Source organism: Nocardia paucivorans NBRC 100373, assembly GCF_000308675.1.
Classification (GTDB): domain Bacteria; phylum Actinomycetota; class Actinomycetes; order Mycobacteriales; family Mycobacteriaceae; genus Nocardia; species Nocardia paucivorans.
In genome coordinates, this window is the sequence record NZ_BAGE01000045.1 from 14,179 (window position 1) to 33,501 (window position 19,323).

Consider the following 19,323-nt stretch of genomic DNA (forward strand, 5'->3'; position numbering starts at 1 on the left):
CGCACCTCGTACTAGCGTCGTCGCGGATCGGCCGGTGTGAGGTCCACGTCGGCCGGCGCACGCAACCGCCGCAGGACGCCGTCCATACCGGTGACGAACAAAGCCCAGGAGCCGCCGTCGCGGGCGATACGGACCGAGGTGGCGCCATCGGGCGGGATACGAATCGGATCGGGACGCCTGATCAGACCGGAGATGATCGCGCAACTCTCGCCGGTCTCCGGATCGATGCGGTAGACGGCACCGACCGCGTGGTCGGCGAGGAAGAGATCCCCGGTGCGAGTGGCCTCCATATCGTCGGGGACCGCGATCAGATCGGGAATTCCGGCCACCGGCACAGGATGCCCCGGGTCGTCGAGCGGGATACGGAAAACCCGCAGCGTCATATTGTCGGCGTAGATCGATACACCGTCCGGTGCCAATGCGAGCCCGTTGGGCAACGGCAGCGGTGACCAGACCGGGGTGAACTCGCCCGTGGCCGGCCGATAACGGGCGATACCGGCCGTTCCTCCCTTCAGACCCATAACGCTGAACACCAGGTCCCCGTCCGGCAGGACCAGCAGGCCGTTCGGCGAATCGAGGCCGGTGCGCAGAACCGTCACCGAGGCGGTGTCCAAGTCGTACCGCTGTAGGGTGCCGGGGCCGGCGGCGTCCAGACCGTCACCGGTCAGGAAGTACACGAAGCGATCCACCACCCGGACACCGGCCGGATGATCGAGCCCGGTGAGCAGGGTCCGGAAAGTTCCGTCGGCGGCGATATGGGCGAGGAATCCGTCCTGGATACCGGTGACATAGAAACCACCCGAACCGTCGGAATCCAGGTTCTCCAGTTCCCCGACGCCCTCCACAATCGTGGTCGCTTCCCACCCTTGTGCGCACATCGGCGGGAACTGTTGCGCTCGCGCGGATGCCGCGGAGCCGAGCCCCACCGCGAGCGCGAACGCGATCAGCGATGCGCGTCCACGTTGTCTCCGGGTCACCGAGGTCATGTCGGACAAGCCATCAGCAGCGATATCGGGAGGCGGATCGGCGTGAACTCCATTGTGTCCACATGTGGACAGTATCCGCTCGAGCGGCCGTCGCTCGGCTTTCGCGTCTTCGCGTGTCGGGCGACGCTCGTAGGATGGCCGCCGTGGATACCGCCGACACCGTGTACCTCGAACCGCCCGCCACCGACCCCGGGAGCGATACGGCCCATGAGGTGTTACGTCGGGTGTTCGGCTACGAGAGCTTCCGCGGGCAACAGCACGAGATCGTGCGACATGTGGTCGACGGCGGCGACGCACTGGTGCTCATGCCGACCGGTGGCGGTAAATCGCTGTGCTATCAGGTCCCCGCGCTGGTTCGGCCTGGGGTCGGGGTGGTGATCTCGCCCCTGATCGCGCTGATGCAGGACCAGGTGGACGCCCTCAGCGCGCTGGGGGTGCGGGCGGGATTCCTGAACTCGACCCAGTTCCCGGACGAGCGCCGCACGGTGGAGGCGCAGTTCCTCGCGGGGGAACTGGACCTGCTGTATCTGGCCCCGGAACGACTGCGGCTGGAATCGACGGCGAACCTGTTCGACCGCGGCAAGATCGCGCTGTTCGCAATCGACGAGGCGCACTGCGTCTCCCAGTGGGGCCACGATTTCCGGCCCGACTACCTCGCGCTATCGATCCTGCACGAACGCTGGCCGGACGTCCCCCGCATCGCACTGACCGCGACCGCCACCGAGAAAACTCGCGACGAGATCGTCTCCCGACTCGATCTGGGCGCGGCCCGCCGATTCGTCGCCAGTTTCGACCGCCCCAATATCCAGTACCGGATCGAGCCGAAGAACCGCCCCGAGCGGCAGTTGCTCGATTTCATTCGCACCGAACACGCGGGCGACGCGGGCATCGTCTACTGCCTGTCCCGCAATTCGGTCGAGAAAACCGCCGCGTTCCTCACCGAGAACGGTATCGAGGCGGTGCCCTACCACGCCGGGTTGGACAACCGCACCCGCGCCGCGAACCAGGCCCGATTCCTGCGTGAGGACGGCCTCGTGGTGGTCGCCACCATCGCCTTCGGAATGGGTATCGACAAACCCGATGTGCGATTCGTCGCCCACCTGGACCTGCCAAAATCGGTCGAGGGCTACTACCAGGAGACCGGGCGCGCCGGACGCGACGGCCTGGCGTCCACGGCCTGGATGGTCTACGGACTGCAGGATGTGGTGCAGCAGCGCAAACTCATCGACGCCTCCGAAGGCGACGCCGCCCACCGCAGGCAACTACAACTGCATCTGGACGCCATGCTCGCCCTGTGTGAGACGGTGACCTGCCGTCGTACCCAGTTGCTCGCCTACTTCGGCCAGCGCACCGAGCCGTGCGGTAACTGCGACACCTGCCTGCAACCGCCGCAGTCCTGGGACGGCACCATCGCCGCGCAGAAGCTGCTGTCCACGGTGCTACGGCTGAAACGTGAACGCGGCCAGAGCTTCGGAGCGGGACATGTGATCGACATCCTGCTGGGCAAGAAGAATCAGAAGGTGCAGCAGTACGACCATCACGAGCTCAGCGTGTTCGGGGTGGGCACCGAACTGCGCGATACCGAGTGGCGGGGTGTGGTGCGGCAGCTGTTGGCCCAGGGGCTGCTGGCCGTGCACGGAGATTACGGTGTGCTCACCCTCACCGAGTCCAGTAACGAGGTGCTGTTCGACGGCCGCACCGTGCTCCTACGCCGCGAACCGGAACGTCCGGCCCCCGTGCGTGCCGTCCGTTCCGCGAAGGCCGCCAAGAGTGTCGCGGTCGAGCTCACGGACGCCGACGGCCGGCTGTTCGAGAAACTGCGCGAATGGCGGGCCGCCACCGCCAAGGAACAGGGGGTGCCCGCCTACGTGGTCTTCCACGACGCCACCTTGCGCGAGATCGCGGCCCGCAAACCGGCGGACCTGACCGCATTGAGCGGTGTCACCGGCGTGGGCGAGAACAAACTCGCCCGATACGGCGAACAGGTGCTCGAGGTCCTTTCCGAGACGAACGGTTCCGCCCCATAACCCCACCAGAAGCACCGAGCCGCTCGGCTCGTATCCCCACGCGGAGGGAAACTCCCGACTAGCGTTATGTGCCATGGACTCTGGTGACGACCCCGGCGGAGAGGAGCCGGACGCCGACGACAACACTCAGGACGGCGGCGAACCGCCCCGTTCCCGCAGGGCGACCACGCGACGCGGAGATCCCGTCGTGGAGATCACCTGGCTCGGTCGTCGCCTCCCCCGCCGACGCGGCCCCCTGCCGAGACCGTCCACCGTATTGCTGCTCGCCGCGTTCGTCGCGGTGCTGATGCTCTACCTCATGCTGAAACCGTCCTGACCCGCACACACACCGGGGAATAAATCGATTGCTCCGGAGCCTTAAGGTGGACGCTATGAAGGAGAAGGGGCGTAAGGTCATCGCGACCAACCGCCGGGCGCGGCACAATTACACGATCCTGGATACCTACGAGGCCGGGATCGCGCTGGTCGGTACCGAGGTCAAGAGCCTGCGCGAGGGCAAGGCCTCGCTGGTGGACGCCTTCGCCACCGTGGACGACGGCGAGGTGTGGCTGCGTGGGCTGCACATCCCCGAGTTCAGCCACGGCACCTGGACCAACCACGCGCCGCGTCGGGTCCGCAAGCTGCTGCTCCACCGCCGCGAGATCGAGCGCCTGGTCGGCAAGTCCCGCGAAGGCAATCAAACCCTCGTCCCGCTGTCGATGTACTTCTCCGACGGCAAGGTGAAGGTCGAACTGGCCCTGGCCAGAGGTAAACAGAACTACGACAAACGGCAGGATATCGCCCGACGCACCGCCGAACGCGAGGTCACCAGGGAAATCGGTCGCCGCGTCAAGGGGATGCGGTAGGCCCGATGTGAGCACTGCGATAATGGGAATGAACTCCCGTGAACGGGGTGTTAATATAGCTGGCCCCGGTAAGGTGCCGGGGGACGTACGGGGCTGAACGGTTTCGACTTCGTACGTTGATTCAGGGGAAGCGTGTCGGTGCAGGCAAGAGACCACCGTTAAGCGTCGCTGCAACCAATTAAGCGCCGATTCTCATCAGCGCGAGTACGCTCTCGCTGCCTAAGCGACAGCGTCTCTGTCGGCCCGGGATTCGCCCTCGGTCCCGGTGCCGGCATCAGCCAGAGGGCTTACCGTGCGACTCGGTCGCGGAGTAGTACGGGACAGCACACAGCGACTGGGATCGTCATCCCGGCTTGTCCGCGGGACCGGGAGATCCGAGTAGAGGCACAGCGGACTGCACACGGAGAAGCCTTGATGACACTGCGAAGGACCCGGGTTCAATTCCCGGCAGCTCCACCAAGGGCCTCTCACCTGGAACCGGGTGAGAGGCCCTTTTCATGAGCAGAGACCTACCGCCCGTCGTTATGCGTTCGCCCCGCCGTCGACCGTGATGGATGCCCCGGTGATGAAGCTCCCGCCCTCTCCGGCCAAATGCGCGACGGTGGCAGCGATCTCCGCCGCCGAGGCGTAACGGCCGAGTGCCGTGGCCGAGCGCTGGATATCGGAGCTCGGGCCGTCGACGGGATTCATATCGGTGTCGGTGGAGCCGGGGTGGACCACATTGACGGTGATTCCGCGCGGGCCGAGGTCTCGGGCCAGCCCTTTGGTGAAGCCGATGAGCGCGGCCTTGCTCATCGAGTACAGGCTCAACCCCGGCCGGGATGCCCGTTCGGCGAGATTGCTACCGATGCTGATGATCCGGCCGCCGGCGCCCAGGTGTCGGCTCGCCGCCTTGGCCGCGGCGAAGGCGGCGCGGACGTGTAGGGCCATGGTCTCGTCGAACTGCTCCATGGTGAGCTCGTCGATGGTGCCGTAGGGGAAGATGCCCGCATTGTTGACCAGGATGTCCAGCCGACCGAATTCGACGGCCACCCGATCCACCGCGGCCGGTACGGCCTGCGGATCGGCCGCGGCGGCGTGGATGGCCAGGCTGCGGCGACCGACGTCACGAATCGACGCGGCCACCTTTTCGGCACGGTCGGCGGAGGTGTTGTAGGTCAGCGCGACGTCCGCGCCGTCGGCGGCCAATCGCTCGGCGATGGCGGCCCCGATTCCCCGACTTCCGCCCGTCACCAAGGCAACCTTACCTTCGATACCCATTTGATCTCCCATTATTTGTGCAGTGATCGTTGCACAAATAGGTACCTCGGATAGCATTGAGCTGTCAAAAGCGCAGCGTGGAGGTGTTATGCCGAGGCCCGGACGGCCGCGTGGATTCGATCGCGACAGCGCCCTGCGAACGGCCATGCACCTGTTCTGGGAACACGGCTACGAGGGGGTGGCGATCAGCGATCTGACCGCGGCGATGGGAATCGGCACCCGAAGCCTCTACACCGCGTTCGGCTCGAAGGAGGAGCTGTTCCGCGAGGCGCTGCGGCTCTACACCAGCGAGACCCCCTCCGGGTGGGAACGGCAACCCACCGCCCGGACGGCGATCGAAGTGCTGCTGCGCGAACGGGTCGACGCCAATCTCGACCCGGCCACACCACTGGGCTGCATGGTCGTCCTATCGGCAGCCAATACCAACCCGGACAACGAGCACATCCGGAAAATGCTGACCGACCAGCGCCGACAGGACCACGAAGCGGTGGCCGCCCGGTTACGGCGCGGTATCGCCGACGGCGACCTACCCGCCGAAGCGGATGTCGACGGCCTGGCCTCCTTCTATCTGACCGTTCTCCACGGGCTGGCCATCCGAACCCGGGACGGCTGTTCGCACGCCGATGCGCACAAGGTCATCGACAATGCGATGGCCGCCTGGGACGGTATCGCTACCCGCGGCTGAACCGAGCCGCCCAGTCGCGCACCTGTTCGACCAGCTCGGCAGGTTCGACGATCCGGAAATCGGCGTCGAGCACCCCCAGCGCGAAGGTGGGCCAGTCCAGCGAATCGGCCGTCATCCGCACCCGGCAACGGTCGGCGTCGATCTCCTCGACCGTGCACCATCGTCCGATCCGCTCCCGGACCGCCCGGGCCGGGGCCTGGACCATCACCTCGACCCGATAGGGGCGGGGCAGATTGTCCATTCGGGTGCGGACGAACTCGCCCGCATCGGCGGCGGGCAGCTCCCGAGGCCGGAAACGCGAACCGTCCCGGCGTGGTTCGGCCAGCCGGTCGACCCGGAAATTGCGCCAATCGTGTCGCATCAGGTCGTAACCGACCAGATACCAGCGGCGACCGAGCGAGACCAGCCGGTGCGGCTCGATATGCCGTTCGGTACGTTCGCCATCGGCGGCCGTATAGGTGAAATGGATGCGTTCGTTGTCCCGACAGGCCAATGCGATCGTGGTGAGAACGTCCGGGTCGACGCCCACGGCGGCGGATTCATCCCGACTCGCGGCGACGGTCATCGCCTGGATCGCCTCGACTCGGCGACGCAGCCGAGGGGGCATCACCTGCACCACCTTGGCCAGGGCTCGCACCGAGGGTTCGGCCACCCCTTCCACCGCTCCCTGCACGGCGGTCTGCAATCCGACGACCAATGCCACCGCCTCGTCGTCGTCGACCATCAATGGCGGCAGCGCCGCGCCCGCGGCGAGCTGGTAGCCACCGTCGACACCGCGCTGCGCCTCGACCGGATATCCCAGTTCCCGTAGCCGATCGATATCCCGACGCAGGGTGCGCGCCGAGACACCCAACCTGTCCGCCAGTTCGGTGCCCGGCCAGTACTGGTGGGTTTGGAGCAGAGACAGCAGTCGCAGCGTCCGAGTGCTGGTATTCGCCATATTCTCAATTCTGGAGCAATTCAGGTCAAAAAGTGACCGCTATGGACCATAGCGTGGTTTTCGAACCGGAAAGCACACTGCATCCGAACGACGAAAGGCGAAAACCATGGCGCAGACCCCCGCCCTCGAGCAGCCCACCGATGAGCGGACCCTCTCCGGCGAACGCGCGCATCTGGTGGCCGCGCTGGACAAGCAGCGGTTCTTCCTGCGCTTCACCACCCGCGGCCTCACCGATGAACAGGCCGCGCAGCGGAGCACGGTGAGCGAACTGTGCCTGGGCGGCCTGATCAAGCACGTCACCAAGGTCGAGCAGGGTTGGGTGAACTTCATCGTGGACGGCACCTCGGCCATGAAGGACTTCGACGATCTCACCGAGGAGGACTTCGCCGCGCGGGCCGACGAGTTCCGTTTGCTGCCGGGCGAGACGCTGGCCGGGGTACTGGCCGATTACGAGGAAGTGGCCCACCGCACCAATGAGATAGTGGCCACGGTCCCCGACCTGGACGCCACCTGGCCGCTGCCGAAGGCGCCGTGGTTCGAGGAAGAGAGCTGGTCGGTGCGCCAGGTGCTGCTGAACATCATCGCCGAGACCGCGCAGCACGCCGGTCACGCCGATATCATCCGCGAAGCCATCGACGGGGCCAAGAGCATGGGCTGAGCCCCGCCGGATCGGTCAGGGACGCAGGCGGTCCAGGACCTGGGCGTGCAGCGGACCATTGGTCGCCACCGCGTCGCCCCCGTGCGGGCCCGGCTCACCGGTCAGGGAGGTGAAGGTGCCGCCCGCCTCCCTGACCAGGATGTCCAGGGCCGCCAGATCCCACAGGGAAACCTCCGGTTCGGTGGCGATATCCACCGCACCCTCGGCCACCAGGCAGTAGTTGAAGAAATCGCCGTAACCACGCACGCGCCACACCTCGTCGGTGAGGTCGATGAACCGATCCCGGAGACCGCGGTCCCGCCAACCCGACAGGCTGGAAAAGGCCAGGCTGGCCGAGTCGAGGTCGGCGACCGAGGAGACAGTGAGCGGCCTGGGCGCACCCGGATGCACCCGCACCCAGGAGCCCTGCCCCTCGGCCGCCCACCAACGCCGACCCAACGCGGGTGCGCTGACCACCCCCACCACCGGCACCCCGTCCTGGAGTAGAGCGATGAGTGTGGCCCACACCGGGACCCCCCGCACGAAGTTCTTCGTTCCATCGATCGGATCGATCACCCACTGGCGTCCGGTGAGCTCCGCGGCGCCACCGAACTCCTCCCCCAACACCGCATCATCGGGGCGACCGTGTTTCAACATCCGACGCACCGCCTGTTCCACCGCCAGATCGGCGTCCGATACCGGGGTCAGATCCGGTTTGGCGTCGACCTTCAGATCCAGCGCGCCGAATCGCTCCTTCGTGATCACGTCCGCCTCGTCGGCGAGCCGTAGGGCGAGTTCGAGATCGGAAGAATGTGCAGCCACACCCCGAACACTAGTCGGGTGCCCGCTCAAACCGTCGCCGGCAGCGCCCGTGCCGCGGCCAGTGCGGCGGCCCACCAGTGCAATCGCTCCAACATCTGCCGGCCGGCCTCGACCGGTTCGTTCGGCTCGAGCGGTTGCCCGTCCTCGCCGAACAGTCGGTAATAGTGCGGAAACGAGACGTATTCGCGAACGGTGTGCGCGTCGAGTTCGGTGAACACCTGCCGGAGATGTTCGATGGCGAGCAGGCCGCCGCTACCGCCGCTGTAGCCGACGAAGGCGATTGCCTTGCGCTGCCACTGGGTGAAATGCCAGTCGATGGCGGCCTTCAGCGCGGCGGGATAGCTGCGGTTGTAGTCGGGGGTGACGATGATGAACGCGTCGGCCCGCTCCAACCGGTGGGTGAGTTCGGCCAACCCCGCCGGACGCGGCGGGTTCGGTTCGAGCGCCGGAGGCACGGCCGGCAGTGCCAGAGGGATGTCGAAATCGGCGAGGTCGATCACGTCGATCTCGAAACGCCCGTCCCGAGCGGCCTGTTCGGCGATCCACGCAGCCGCCGTGGGACCGAAACGACCTTCGCGCACACTGCCGATGATCACCGCGAGCCGTAGTGCCGTGGTCATGAACATCGAATCCTTCCCGGCGGTCCCGATGACCGCCACGGATTCGAATCTGCTGCGCGTCCGTCCGGGGAGGAAGACCGCGCGGATGGTGGTAGTGCCAGGGCCACCCAAAACCGGTCCCGGCTCGCTACCGTGTCCACGTGGCGGAAAACGAAATGGGATTGTTCCTGCGCAGCCGTCGCAATGCGGTATCACCGGCACAGGTGGGGCTGCCCACCGGACCCCGACGGCGCACGCCCGGACTGCGGCGGGCGGAGCTGGCGACGCTGGCCGGAGTGAGTGTCGAGTACATCACCCGGCTCGAACAGGGCCGCGATCGCAACCCCTCCCCGCAGGTGCTGGCCGCCCTGGCCGACGCCCTGTGCCTGACCCCCGCCGAACGCGTCCACCTGTATCGGCTGACCAAGGCCGACAGCGGTTTCACCTGTATGGGTGAGGCCGAACCGGTGCGGCAGGTGCGCCCGACCGTATCGGCCCTGTTGGACCGGCTCGGGCCGACGGCCGCGGTGCTGGTGAACCGGTTGACCGAAATCCTGGCCGCCACCGAGGCATACCGCACGATCATGGAGCACAGCGGTCTGTTCGAGTCCGCCCGCCGCCCCGTTCTGGCGCAATACGTGTTCACCGATCCGCGTGCCCGCCAAACCTTTCCGGACTGGGAGCACCTGGCCGATCAGATGGTTGCCACCCTCAAACAGGGCCCCTTTCGCGCCGACCCCGATATCGCCGCCCTGGCCGATCAACTGACCGTCACCGCCGGCGCGGCATTCACCGACCGAGTGCGCACGGTCCCGAATCTGCCTGCCGCCACCGGCACCATCCGCCTGACCCACCCCGACACCGGCCCACTACGACTCGCCTTCGAAACCCTGGACCTGTCCGCCGACGACGACCAACGCCTGATCGTCTACCTACCCGCCGACCGGACCACCACCGCACGCCTGGACGAACTCACCGGCCACCGCCCGGGAAATCTACGAGTCGTCTAGCACCCATCCGACTCCACCACTTACCTCACAAACCCAGAACTCGACGACCCCGCCCCTACCCCGACGGAGACCGCGCCCCCTGGCGCGGCACAATGAACACCGTGCACCCCGACGTAACCGCCGACCTTGCCGAACTCGATGCGACCTTGAAGACCGTCGAGTCGGTGCTCGATATCGAGGAGCTGCGCCGCCGCATCGATGAGCTGGAGCACCAGGCCGCCGACCCCGAGTTGTGGAACGACCAGGAACACGCTCAGCGGGTGACCAGCGAATTGTCGCACGCCCAGGGTGAGCTGCGGCGGGTCGAGGAGCTGCGGCAGCGGTTGGAGGATCTGCCGGTGCTCTATGAACTCGCCGAGGGCGAGGAGGGCGAGGCGAGGACCGCCGCGCTGGCCGAGGCGGATGCCGAGCGCGTGGCGCTGCACCGCGATGTGGAGGCCATGGAGGTCCGTACCCTGCTGTCGGGCGAGTACGACAAGCGCGACGCGCTGGTCAATATTCGTTCCGGCGCCGGCGGGGTGGATGCCGCCGACTGGGCCGAGATGCTGATGCGCATGTACATCCGTTGGGCGGATCGGCACAAGTATCCGGTGGAGATCTACGACACCTCCTATGCCGAGGAGGCGGGTATCAAGAGCGCCACCTTCGCGGTGAAAGCGCCCTACGCCTACGGCACATTGTCGGTGGAGATGGGTACGCACCGGTTGGTGCGGATCAGTCCGTTCGACAATCAGGGCCGCCGCCAGACGTCGTTCGCCGAGGTCGAGGTGCTGCCGGTGGTGGAGACCACCGACCATATCGAAGTGCCGGAGACCGATATCCGGGTGGATGTGTACCGTTCTTCGGGCCCGGGTGGTCAGAGCGTCAACACCACCGACTCCGCGGTGCGTATCACCCACCTTCCGACCGGGATCGTGGTCACCTGCCAGAACGAGAAGTCGCAGTTGCAGAACAAGGTGGCGGCCATGCGGGTGTTGCAGGCCAAGCTACTGGAACGCAAACGGCAGGAGGAGCGCGCGCAGATGGATGCGCTCAAGACCACCGAGGGCGCGTCCTGGGGTAATCAGATGCGCTCATATGTGCTGCACCCGTATCAGATGGTGAAGGACCTGCGCACCAATTACGAGGTGAACAATCCATCGGCGGTACTCGACGGCGATATCGATGGTTTCATCGAGTCGGGGATTCGGTGGCGAATGCGAGAGCAGGTGGTCTGATGCGTTGGTCGGGGACCGAGCCGTTGGCCCTGTCCCTGTCGCTCTCGTCCGATATCACATCGTGGTTGCGCTCTTCGGGGCTCGAGATCGTTCTGCTCGTGCTCGGGGTGGTGCTGTTCGGCAGGTTCGTCACCTATGTCCGGGATCGGATAACCCGCCGAATCGACGAGGGTTTCCAGGGGGGCGACGCGCTGGTGCGCTCGGAGGCGGCCAAGCATCGCCACGCGCTGGCACAGGTGATCACCTGGGTGGTCCTGACCATCGCCTATGTGCTGGTGGTGATGGAGGTGTTGCAGCGGCTCGGTTTCTCGATGAACGGTCTGGTCGCTCCGGCGGCGGTGCTGGGTGCGGCATTGGGTTTCGGCGCGCAACGCATCGTGCAGGATCTGCTGGCGGGGTTTTTCCTGATCACCGAGCGGCAGTACGGGTTCGGCGATGTGGTGAGCATTACGGTCCCCGGTTCCTCGGAGCCGGCCGAGGGCACGGTCGAGGATGTGACCTTGCGCATCACCACCTTGCGCAATTCTGATGGGGAGGTTATCACCATCCCCAACGGGCAGATCGTGAAAGTCACCAACCTGTCGAAGGATTGGGCACGGGCGGCGATCGATGTCCCGGTGGCGGCGAGCGCGGACCTCAATCGGGTCAACGAGATCCTGCACGAGGTGGGCAAGCAGGCCTACCAGGACCCTCGACTCGAACCGTTGCTGTTGGACGAGCCGACCGTGATGGGTCTGGAAGATCTGACCGTGGACCAGATGAATATCCGTATGGTCGCCCGCACCCTGCCCGGGAAACAGTTCGAGGTGCGGCGGGAATTGCGGGTACGGGTGGCCGCCGCGCTACGTCGGGAGGGGCTGCATGCGACCACGTAGGTCGACGGCGATTCTGGGGGTTGTCTGGATCGCCACGCTCGCGCTGTATGTGTTCGTCAAACCGGATACCACGGGTCCGGAGGGCACGCCCCCGTTGGTGCAGACGACCTCGGCGATCCTGCGGGGGAATCACTGAATCATCCGGTCACGGTGTCGCCGGCCATGCGTCGTTATCAAGTGGTTACACTGGCTCCCCGTGATCACCATGCGGAACGTCACCAAGTCGTACAAGACGTCGACGCGACCCGCGCTGGACAATATCACCGTCGAGGTGGACAAGGGCGAGTTCGTTTTCGTCATCGGACCGTCCGGCTCCGGTAAATCGACTTTTCTGCGATTGCTGCTCAAGGAGGAGAAACCGACCACCGGGGAGATCCGGGTTGCGGATTTCCGGGTGGATCGGTTGCCGGGACGTAAAGTGCCCAAATTACGGCAGCGAATCGGGTGTGTTTTCCAGGATTTCCGGCTGTTGCAGCAGCGGACCGTGGCGCAGAATGTGGCGTTCGCATTGGAGGTGATCGGTAAACGGCGCCAGTTCATCGAGCGGACGGTTCCGGAGGTGTTGGATATGGTCGGGCTGGCCGGTAAGGCCGATCGGCTGCCGAGCGAGCTGTCCGGTGGTGAGCAGCAGCGGGTGGCGATCGCCCGGGCGTTCGTGAACCGGCCGCTGGTGTTGTTGGCCGACGAACCGACCGGAAATCTGGACCCGGAGACCAGCGCCGACATCATGCTGCTGCTGGAGCGCATCAATCGCATCGGCACCACGGTGTTGATGGCCACCCACGACAATCACATCGTCGATGCCATGCGTCGCCGGGTGATCGAGCTCGATCAGGGTCGGTTGGTGCGCGACGACGCGTACGGGGTGTACGGGGTGAGCCGGTAATGCGGGCGAGTTTCCTGGTCGGCGAGGTTTCCGAGGGCCTGCGGCGCAATGTGACCATGACGATCGCGATGATCCTGACCACCGCGGTATCGCTCACCATGCTCGGCGGTGGTCTGCTCGCGGTGCGGATCGCGGACAAGACCGAGAAGTACTTCCTGGATCGGCTGGAGGTGCGGCTGTATCTCACCGAGGACGTCACGATCGGTGATCCGGACTGTTCGCAGGAGCCGTGCCGCACACTCATGTCGGATCTGAAGGCCGTCGACGGGGTGGAGTCGGTGCAGTTTCTCAATCGGGAGGACGCCCTACAGGAGGCCAGGGAGAAAACCTTCAAGGATCAGCCCGAACTGGCGGAGTTCGTGAGCGAGACGCTGTTTCCCGCCTCGCTACGGGTGAAGATGGTCGACGCGTCGCTGTATCCGATGATCTACGAGCAGTTCGTCGACCGCCCCGGTGTGGACATGGTGCGCAACGACAAGGACATCGTCGACCGGCTGGTGAGCCTGTTCGACGGGCTGCGCAATGCGGCGTTCGGCCTGGCGCTGATCCAGGCGTTGGCGGCACTGCTGCTCATCGCGAATATGGTGCAGATCGCCGCGTTCACCCGACGTACCGAGGTCGGCATCATGCGATTGGTCGGCGCGACCCGCTGGTATACCCAGCTGCCCTTCCTGTTGGAGGCGGTCGTGGCCGCGCTGGCGGGGGCGGTGTTGGCGGTGATCGGACTGTTTCTGACGCGTCCGCTGGTGATCGACCGGGCTCTCGGCGAACTGTTCACGAGCAAGGTGTTCCCGCAGATCACCGGGGACGATATCGTCACGACCGCCATGATCGTCGCACCGGTGGGTGTGGTGTTCGCAGGAATCACCGCCTATGCCACCCTGCGTTTCTATGTGCGGGAGTGACGCGGCCCGACTCTCGTATCCATCCATTTCCGCAACCGCCCGTCCCGGAGCATACCGGCCGGGCGGTTCTCGTACACGGTCGGAATTTCACCTGTCGACGGACTTCTTACTTGCCAGTAAGATATGTCTTACTCAAGAGTAAGGTTGCTGGGGTCAGACCTCACCCCACCCGAGAAAACAGGTGATGATGAGCACTCGAGACAGCGCCACCAAGCGGCGTCCCGATCCCACCGACAGTCAGGAGAACGGGGTGGGCCTGCATCAGCCCAAGCGGGACTGGATGGGTACCGCGATGCGGGTCATGTCGACCATTACCGGCTCGGAGCTCGCGGAGAAATACAATCTGCGCAAGCCGATCGAGCGGGTCACCTACCAGAGCACCAAAACCGGTTTCCGTACCCTCGGCGCGGCCACCCGCGTGTTCAACCGGGTCGCCGGCGGCGGCGCGCCGAAACGGCTCGCCGACAACGAGACGAAGAACAAGGACTACTTCGATCTCACCCCCACCGACGAACAGCAGATGATCGTCGAGACGGTGCGCGAATTCGCCACCGAGATCCTGCGACCGGCCGCCCACGACGCCGATGAGGCCGCGGCCGCGCCGAAGGACCTGCTCGGGCGGGCCGCCGAACTCGGCATCACCTTGATCAATATCCCGGAGGAACTCGAGGGCGCGGCCACCGAACGCGGTGCGGTCACCAACTCGATGGTGGCCGAAGCGCTCGCGCACGGCGATATGGGTCTGGCACTGCCGCTGCTGGCGCCCAGCGGCGTGGCGATCGCGCTGTCACAGTGGGGCACCGACGCTCAGCAGCAGACCTATCTGCCCGCCTTCGCCGGTGAGAACGTGCCCCAGGCGTCGGTGGTCATCGCCGAACCGCGTGCGCTGTTCGATCCGTTCGCCCTGCAGACCAAGGCGGTGCGCTCCCCCTCCGGCTACCGGCTGTCCGGGGTGAAGAGCCTGGTCCCGGCCGCGGCCGATGCCGAGATCTTCATCGTCGGGGCCGAACTCGACGGCCGCCCGGCGCTGTTCATCGTGGAATCCGACACCAAGGGCCTGTCGGTGGAGGCCGATCCGAGCATGGGTCTGCGGGCCGCGGGCCTGGGCCGACTGGTGCTGGACAATGTCGCGATCCCCGCGGACGCCGTGCTCGGCGCCGGCGACGCCAAACAGCACGCCGCCGACTACCGCGACGCCGTCCAGCTGGCCCGGCTGGGCTGGGCTTCCCTGGCGGTGGGCACCGGACAGGCCGTGCTGGACTACGTGATCCCCTACGTCAACGAGCGGGAGGCCTTCGGCGAACCCATCAGCCACCGGCAGGCGGTCGCCTTCATGGTCGCCAATATCGCCATCGAACTCGACGGTCTACGGCTGGTCACCTGGCGTGGCGCCTCCCGCGCCGAACAGGGCCTGACCTTCGCCCGCGAGGCGGCACTGGCCAAGAAACTGGCCACCGACAAGGGTATGCAGTTCGGCCTCGACGGGGTGCAGCTGCTCGGCGGTCACGGCTACACCAAGGAGCATCCGGTCGAACGCTGGTACCGCGATCTGCGCGGCATCGGCGTGGCCGAGGGTGTGGTGTTGGTCTAGCCGGCGGCACGGGTTCATTTCCAGGAGACTTTCATGATCAATCTCGAACTTCCCAAGAAACTGCGGGCCGGCGCGAACCAGGCACATCAGGTGGCCGCGCAGATCTTCCGTCCCATCTCCCGCAAATACGATCTGGCCGAGCACGAATACCCGGTCGAGCTGGACACCATGGCCGCCATGGTGGAGGGACTCAACGATTCCGGCACTCAGAAGATCGGGGGCGCCGCGGGCGGCCGCTCGGACGACGAGACCAACGGCAAGTCCACCGAACTCCTCGGCAATACCAATGGCGGCAATATGGCGGCACTGCTCAACGCCCTGGAAACCTCCTGGGGCGATGTGGGCCTGATGCTGTCGATCCCCTACCAGGGTCTCGGCAATGCCGCCATCGCCGCCGTGGCAACCGACGAACAGCTGAAGCGGTTCGGCAAGGTATGGGCGTCCATGGCCATTACCGAGCCGAGTTTCGGCTCCGACTCCGCCGCCGTCTCCACCACCGCCGTCCTCGACGGCGACGAATGGGTGCTCAACGGCGAGAAGATCTTCGTGACCGCCGGCCAGCGCTCCACCCATATCGTGGTGTGGGCGACCGTGGACCGGAGCAAGGGCCGCGCCGCGATCAAATCGTTCGTGGTGCCGCGCGACGCCCCGGGTCTATCGGTGGCGCGGCTCGAGCACAAACTCGGCATCAAGGCCTCCGATACCGCGGTGCTGCTGCTGCAGGACTGCCGGATCCCGAAGGACAACATCCTCGGCAGTCCGGAAGTCAATGTGGAGAAGGGCTTCGCGGGGGTCATGCAGACCTTCGACAACACTCGACCGCTGGTGGCCGCCATGGCCATCGGCGTCACCCGGGCCGCGCTCGAGGAACTGCGCACCATCCTCACCGACGCCGGTATCGAGATCTCCTACGACACCCCGCCCAACAACCAGCACGCCGCCGCGGCCGAATTCCTGCGCATGGAGGCCGACTACGAATCGGCCTATCTGCTGGCCCTGCGGGCGGCATGGATGGCCGACAACAAGAAGCCCAACTCGCTGCAGGCATCCATGTCGAAGGCGAAGGCGGGCCGCACCGGCACCGATGTGTCCCTGAAGGCCGTCGAACTGGCCGGCACCCTCGGCTATTCACAGCGCCTGCTGCTGGAGAAGTGGGGCCGCGACTCCAAGATCCTCGACATCTTCGAGGGCACCCAGCAGATTCAACAGTTGATCGTGGCCCGGCGCGTTCTGGGCAAGACCAGCGCCGAGCTGAAGTAGTTCCGCGCCCACCCGAACCGGTGCGAGTGGGCCGAGCTCGCACCGGTTCCGCACGGACCCGCTCGCATCCCCCGGTTCCGGACACGCTGTCCCAGAGCGTCTCGGTCCGTACCGGGTACCGGGTAGTGTGACCGCCACCAGCACCCGAGTCACTGAGCAGTACCGACAAGAATTCTGCAAGGAGACTGGCCATGCGCACAGTGGGTTTCGCTCGTCGTCTCGTCACCTCGTTCGTCGCCGCTTCCGCGGTGACCATGCTGTTCACCGGCCATGCCACCGCCGAATCGGATGGCGTCGACCAGGCCTCGGCGACCTGGCGACTCCGAGAGGCGGTGGCGGGCAACCCGCAGGCAGAAAGAGCGGTCGAACTATTGCTGAACGAGGTACGACCGACACCGGGTGCCCGGCAGGTCGCGCTGGCGGCGCAGCCGTTTCAGGTACCGGCCGAATCCACTGTCGGACGCGGTGGCGGCGCCGGGATGTATGGCTCCGGCGTCGCGCTGAATGTCGACGGGTTCCGGTTCGGTTTCTTCGGCGGGCCCGGAACCATCGCACCGAATCAGGACGGCGCACAGCTGAATGTGGTGTGGGTGAACCTGTCCAATGGACGCAGCGGTATCGAGCCCTTGACAGAACACCTCGATGTCATTGCCGACACCACCATCCGCACCCGCAGGCTGGATCCCGGTCCGGGCATGATCGTCGCCGCGATCTACGGCAGTCTGTGGCATCGCTGGCCGGTCCCGGTGAGCTCGGAACATCCCGACGGGTTCCAATACGTGCGCAGCGATGTCACGTTCCCGTCACTGGGCGTGTTCTACAACTGAAAAACACAACCCGCTCGGCCGCGACCGAAAACCGGCCGCGGCCGAATATCGAGCACACATTGGCGAAAACCGGTCGGTCATCCAGTATCTGTGACCGAGCGCACTCGCACTGCTACGGTGAGCTCGAAATGCCGTTCGAAAATCGCTAGGTCGTGTACCGCGCGAGAGTTCTGTGGAGGTGTTCGTGGTCAACCTGGCGCACGCGCTCGAAGTCGTGAAAGCGTACGGGCTGCTGGTTTCCAGCGGGGTTGCCGATTTGAAGAACCCCGGGGAGGCCCTGCAGACGGTAAAGGAGGCCAAGCTCTACATTCCGCAGGCCTCGCAGATCAGGCACGCCGCCCGGATCGCGCCGGATACGCCCGGTATCGTCGACGAACGCGGCGAGATCACCTATCGGGAACTCGACGAGCAGTCCAATGCCATCGCCCGGGGACTGCAGAAGGCCGGTCTCACCGAGGGCACGGTGGTCGGTCTCCTGGCCCGCGACCATCGCGGTTTGATCCTGGCCATGGCCGCCGCGGGTAAGGCCGGGGTCAAGATCGCCCTGATGAATACCGGTTTCGCCAAACCGCAATTCGCCGAGGTGTGCAAACGGGAGAACGTCAAGGCCGTTCTGCACGACAGCGAGTTCCTCGGTCTGCTCGACGCCCTGCCGCCGGAACTGCCGCGCTACCTCACCTGGGTCGACGAGGGTGCCGAGCTGCCCGAGGGCGCCCAGAGCCTGGACGACCTGGTCGCCGCCAACTCCAGCGAACCGCTGCCGCCGCCGAGTCACCCGGGCGGGTTCATCATCCTGACCAGTGGAACCACCGGTCTGCCGAAGGGCGCCCCGCGCAGTAAGACGAGCCCGTTGGCGACCGCGCAGTTCCTCGACCGGATGCCGTTCGCCGAATGCCGTACCGCGGTGATCGTCTCCCCCATCTTCCACAGCACCGGTTTCGGCACCTGGCTGGTACACACTCTCCTGGGCCACAAGGTGGTGGTGCGGCGGCGCTTCGACGCCGAGGCGACCCTGAAGATGATCTCCGACCACAAGGCCGAGATGTTGGTCGCCGTACCGACCATGCTGCACCGCATGGTCGAACTGCCTGCCGAAGTACGGGCGAAGTACGACACCTCCTCGCTGAAGGCCATCGTGCTGGCCGGCTCGGCCCTGGCGCCCGAACTGTACGCGCGCGCCACCGAGACCTTCGGACCGGTGCTGTACAACCTGTACGGTTCCACCGAGGTCGCCGTCGCCACCGTCGCCCAGCCCGCCGACCTGGCCAAAGCACCCGGTACCGTGGGCAAACCACCGCTGACCTGCGATGTCCGGCTCTATGACGACAACGATAAGCGGATCACCGCCAAGAACGTCACCGGCCGTATCTTCGTCCGCAGCGGCGCGCCGTTCGAGGGCTACACCGACGGGCGACACAAGCAGATCATCGACGGCTACATGTCCAGTGGTGACGTCGGACATTTCGACGACAACGGTCTGCTCATGGTCGACGGCCGCGACGACGACATGATTGTCTCCGGCGGCGAGAACGTCTTCCCGCTGGAGGTGGAGAACCTGCTGTTGGAGCGGGAGGACGTCTTCGACGCCGCCGTGGTCGGTGTCGACGATGTGGAGTTCGGTAAACGCCTGCGCGCGTTCATCGTCCCCGAACCGGGACACAAACCCGACGCGGAAACGATCAGGGCATATGTCAAGGAGAACCTGGCCCGCTACAAAGTCCCCCGCGATGTGATCTTCCTCGACGAACTCCCCCGCAATCCCACCGGCAAACTGCTGCGGCGGGTCCTCGTCGAATACGACGCGTAGGTAGGGGACACCTTTACGCCGGTAACCGGGACGATCACCGGATCGTCCCGGTTTTCGCCGACTCGGGCGAACCAAGCCACCGATCGGACCGATATTGCTACGGTTTACAACAGCAAGAGGGTCTCGAAGATCGCGGCCTCCGGC

General features: G+C 65.7%; 20 protein-coding genes and 1 other RNA gene. 16 read left to right on the forward strand and 5 right to left on the reverse strand.

The annotated features are described in order from the left end of the window. Positions 1 to 11 precede the first annotated feature (11 nt). Positions 12 to 986 carry an SMP-30/gluconolactonase/LRE family protein gene (locus tag ON32_RS15635; protein WP_040791668.1) on the reverse strand — a complete coding sequence of 325 codons (975 nt, stop codon included), beginning with the start codon at positions 984 to 986 and terminating at the stop codon, positions 12 to 14. A 134-nt stretch (positions 987 to 1,120) separates the two neighbouring features. On the opposite strand from ON32_RS15635, the gene recQ reads away from it, so the two are divergent. From recQ to ssrA, 4 genes are all read left to right on the forward strand, one after another. Continuing rightward, on the forward strand, positions 1,121 to 3,013 hold the full coding sequence (gene recQ / locus ON32_RS15640; RefSeq protein ID WP_051133304.1) for a DNA helicase RecQ: 1,893 nt from the start codon (positions 1,121 to 1,123) through the stop codon (positions 3,011 to 3,013). A gap of 73 nt (positions 3,014 to 3,086) precedes the next feature. After that, positions 3,087 to 3,329, forward strand: coding sequence for a WLR motif membrane protein (locus ON32_RS15645; RefSeq protein ID WP_040791669.1), 243 nt, complete (start codon positions 3,087 to 3,089; stop codon positions 3,327 to 3,329). A 55-nt stretch (positions 3,330 to 3,384) separates the two neighbouring features. Next, complete coding sequence (gene smpB, locus ON32_RS15650; protein WP_040791670.1) at positions 3,385 to 3,858, forward strand: SsrA-binding protein SmpB; 474 nt, start codon at positions 3,385 to 3,387, stop codon at positions 3,856 to 3,858. Positions 3,859 to 3,947: 89 nt separating this feature from the next. Next, positions 3,948 to 4,317, forward strand: a transfer-messenger RNA (tmRNA) gene (ssrA, locus tag ON32_RS27820). Between the two features lie 63 nt (positions 4,318 to 4,380). Here the strand turns inward: ssrA and ON32_RS15655 are convergent. Continuing rightward, positions 4,381 to 5,118: an SDR family NAD(P)-dependent oxidoreductase gene (locus tag ON32_RS15655; RefSeq protein WP_040791671.1), complete on the reverse strand. Its 738-nt coding sequence runs from the start codon at positions 5,116 to 5,118 to the stop codon at positions 4,381 to 4,383. Positions 5,119 to 5,206: 88 nt separating this feature from the next. Between ON32_RS15655 and ON32_RS15660 the strand changes: the two genes are divergently transcribed. Beyond that, complete coding sequence (locus ON32_RS15660; protein WP_051133305.1) at positions 5,207 to 5,803, forward strand: TetR/AcrR family transcriptional regulator; 597 nt, start codon at positions 5,207 to 5,209, stop codon at positions 5,801 to 5,803. On the opposite strand, the gene ON32_RS15665 is transcribed toward ON32_RS15660, so the two are convergent. After that, positions 5,790 to 6,743 (reverse strand): helix-turn-helix transcriptional regulator, encoded by a 954-nt coding sequence (locus ON32_RS15665; RefSeq protein ID WP_040791673.1) that lies wholly within the window; start codon positions 6,741 to 6,743, stop codon positions 5,790 to 5,792. The two genes, ON32_RS15660 and ON32_RS15665, sit on opposite strands and share 14 nt — an antisense overlap. Before the next feature lie 106 nt (positions 6,744 to 6,849). Between ON32_RS15665 and ON32_RS15670 the strand changes: the two genes are divergently transcribed. Beyond that, a complete protein-coding gene (locus ON32_RS15670) occupies positions 6,850 to 7,401 on the forward strand; it encodes a DinB family protein (protein WP_040791674.1) in 552 nt (183 codons plus the stop codon). Positions 7,402 to 7,416: 15 nt separating this feature from the next. Here the strand turns inward: ON32_RS15670 and hisN are convergent, their stop codons facing one another. After that, positions 7,417 to 8,202 (reverse strand): histidinol-phosphatase, encoded by a 786-nt coding sequence (gene hisN, locus ON32_RS15675; RefSeq protein ID WP_040791675.1) that lies wholly within the window; start codon positions 8,200 to 8,202, stop codon positions 7,417 to 7,419. 26 nt (positions 8,203 to 8,228) lie between these two features. Next, positions 8,229 to 8,822 (reverse strand): NADPH-dependent FMN reductase, encoded by a 594-nt coding sequence (locus ON32_RS15680; RefSeq protein ID WP_040791700.1) that lies wholly within the window; start codon positions 8,820 to 8,822, stop codon positions 8,229 to 8,231. A 140-nt stretch (positions 8,823 to 8,962) separates the two neighbouring features. Here ON32_RS15680 and ON32_RS15685 point away from each other — a divergent pair, with 140 nt between their 5' ends. From ON32_RS15685 to ON32_RS15725, 10 genes are all read left to right on the forward strand, one after another. Further along, positions 8,963 to 9,811, forward strand: coding sequence for a helix-turn-helix domain-containing protein (locus tag ON32_RS15685; protein WP_040791676.1), 849 nt, complete (start codon positions 8,963 to 8,965; stop codon positions 9,809 to 9,811). A 101-nt stretch (positions 9,812 to 9,912) separates the two neighbouring features. Continuing rightward, positions 9,913 to 11,028 (forward strand): peptide chain release factor 2, encoded by a 1,116-nt coding sequence (prfB, locus tag ON32_RS15690; RefSeq protein WP_040791701.1) that lies wholly within the window; start codon positions 9,913 to 9,915, stop codon positions 11,026 to 11,028. Beyond that, positions 11,028 to 11,903: a mechanosensitive ion channel family protein gene (locus ON32_RS15695; protein ID WP_051133306.1), complete on the forward strand. Its 876-nt coding sequence runs from the start codon at positions 11,028 to 11,030 to the stop codon at positions 11,901 to 11,903. Before prfB ends, ON32_RS15695 begins: the two co-directional genes overlap by 1 nt. Continuing rightward, positions 11,890 to 12,039, forward strand: coding sequence for an Rv3103c transmembrane domain-containing protein (locus ON32_RS28890; RefSeq protein ID WP_157224210.1), 150 nt, complete (start codon positions 11,890 to 11,892; stop codon positions 12,037 to 12,039). Before ON32_RS15695 ends, ON32_RS28890 begins: the two co-directional genes overlap by 14 nt. A 60-nt stretch (positions 12,040 to 12,099) precedes the next feature. Then, positions 12,100 to 12,789, forward strand: coding sequence for a cell division ATP-binding protein FtsE (ftsE, locus tag ON32_RS15700; protein WP_040791677.1), 690 nt, complete (start codon positions 12,100 to 12,102; stop codon positions 12,787 to 12,789). Beyond that, on the forward strand, positions 12,789 to 13,694 hold the full coding sequence (ftsX, locus tag ON32_RS15705) for a permease-like cell division protein FtsX (protein ID WP_040791678.1): 906 nt from the start codon (positions 12,789 to 12,791) through the stop codon (positions 13,692 to 13,694). Before ftsE ends, ftsX begins: the two co-directional genes overlap by 1 nt. 184 nt (positions 13,695 to 13,878) lie before the next feature. Next, a complete protein-coding gene (locus ON32_RS15710) occupies positions 13,879 to 15,285 on the forward strand; it encodes an acyl-CoA dehydrogenase family protein (RefSeq protein ID WP_040791679.1) in 1,407 nt (468 codons plus the stop codon). 33 nt (positions 15,286 to 15,318) lie between these two features. Next, positions 15,319 to 16,545 carry an acyl-CoA dehydrogenase family protein gene (locus ON32_RS15715; protein ID WP_040791680.1) on the forward strand — a complete coding sequence of 409 codons (1,227 nt, stop codon included), beginning with the start codon at positions 15,319 to 15,321 and terminating at the stop codon, positions 16,543 to 16,545. A 191-nt stretch (positions 16,546 to 16,736) separates the two neighbouring features. Further along, positions 16,737 to 17,372, forward strand: a complete 636-nt coding sequence (locus tag ON32_RS15720) for a hypothetical protein (RefSeq protein WP_040791681.1) — start codon at positions 16,737 to 16,739, stop codon at positions 17,370 to 17,372. Positions 17,373 to 17,550: 178 nt separating this feature from the next. Next, a complete protein-coding gene (locus tag ON32_RS15725) occupies positions 17,551 to 19,179 on the forward strand; it encodes an acyl-CoA synthetase (RefSeq protein WP_245551083.1) in 1,629 nt (542 codons plus the stop codon). The last annotated feature ends 144 nt before the right edge of the window (positions 19,180 to 19,323 follow it).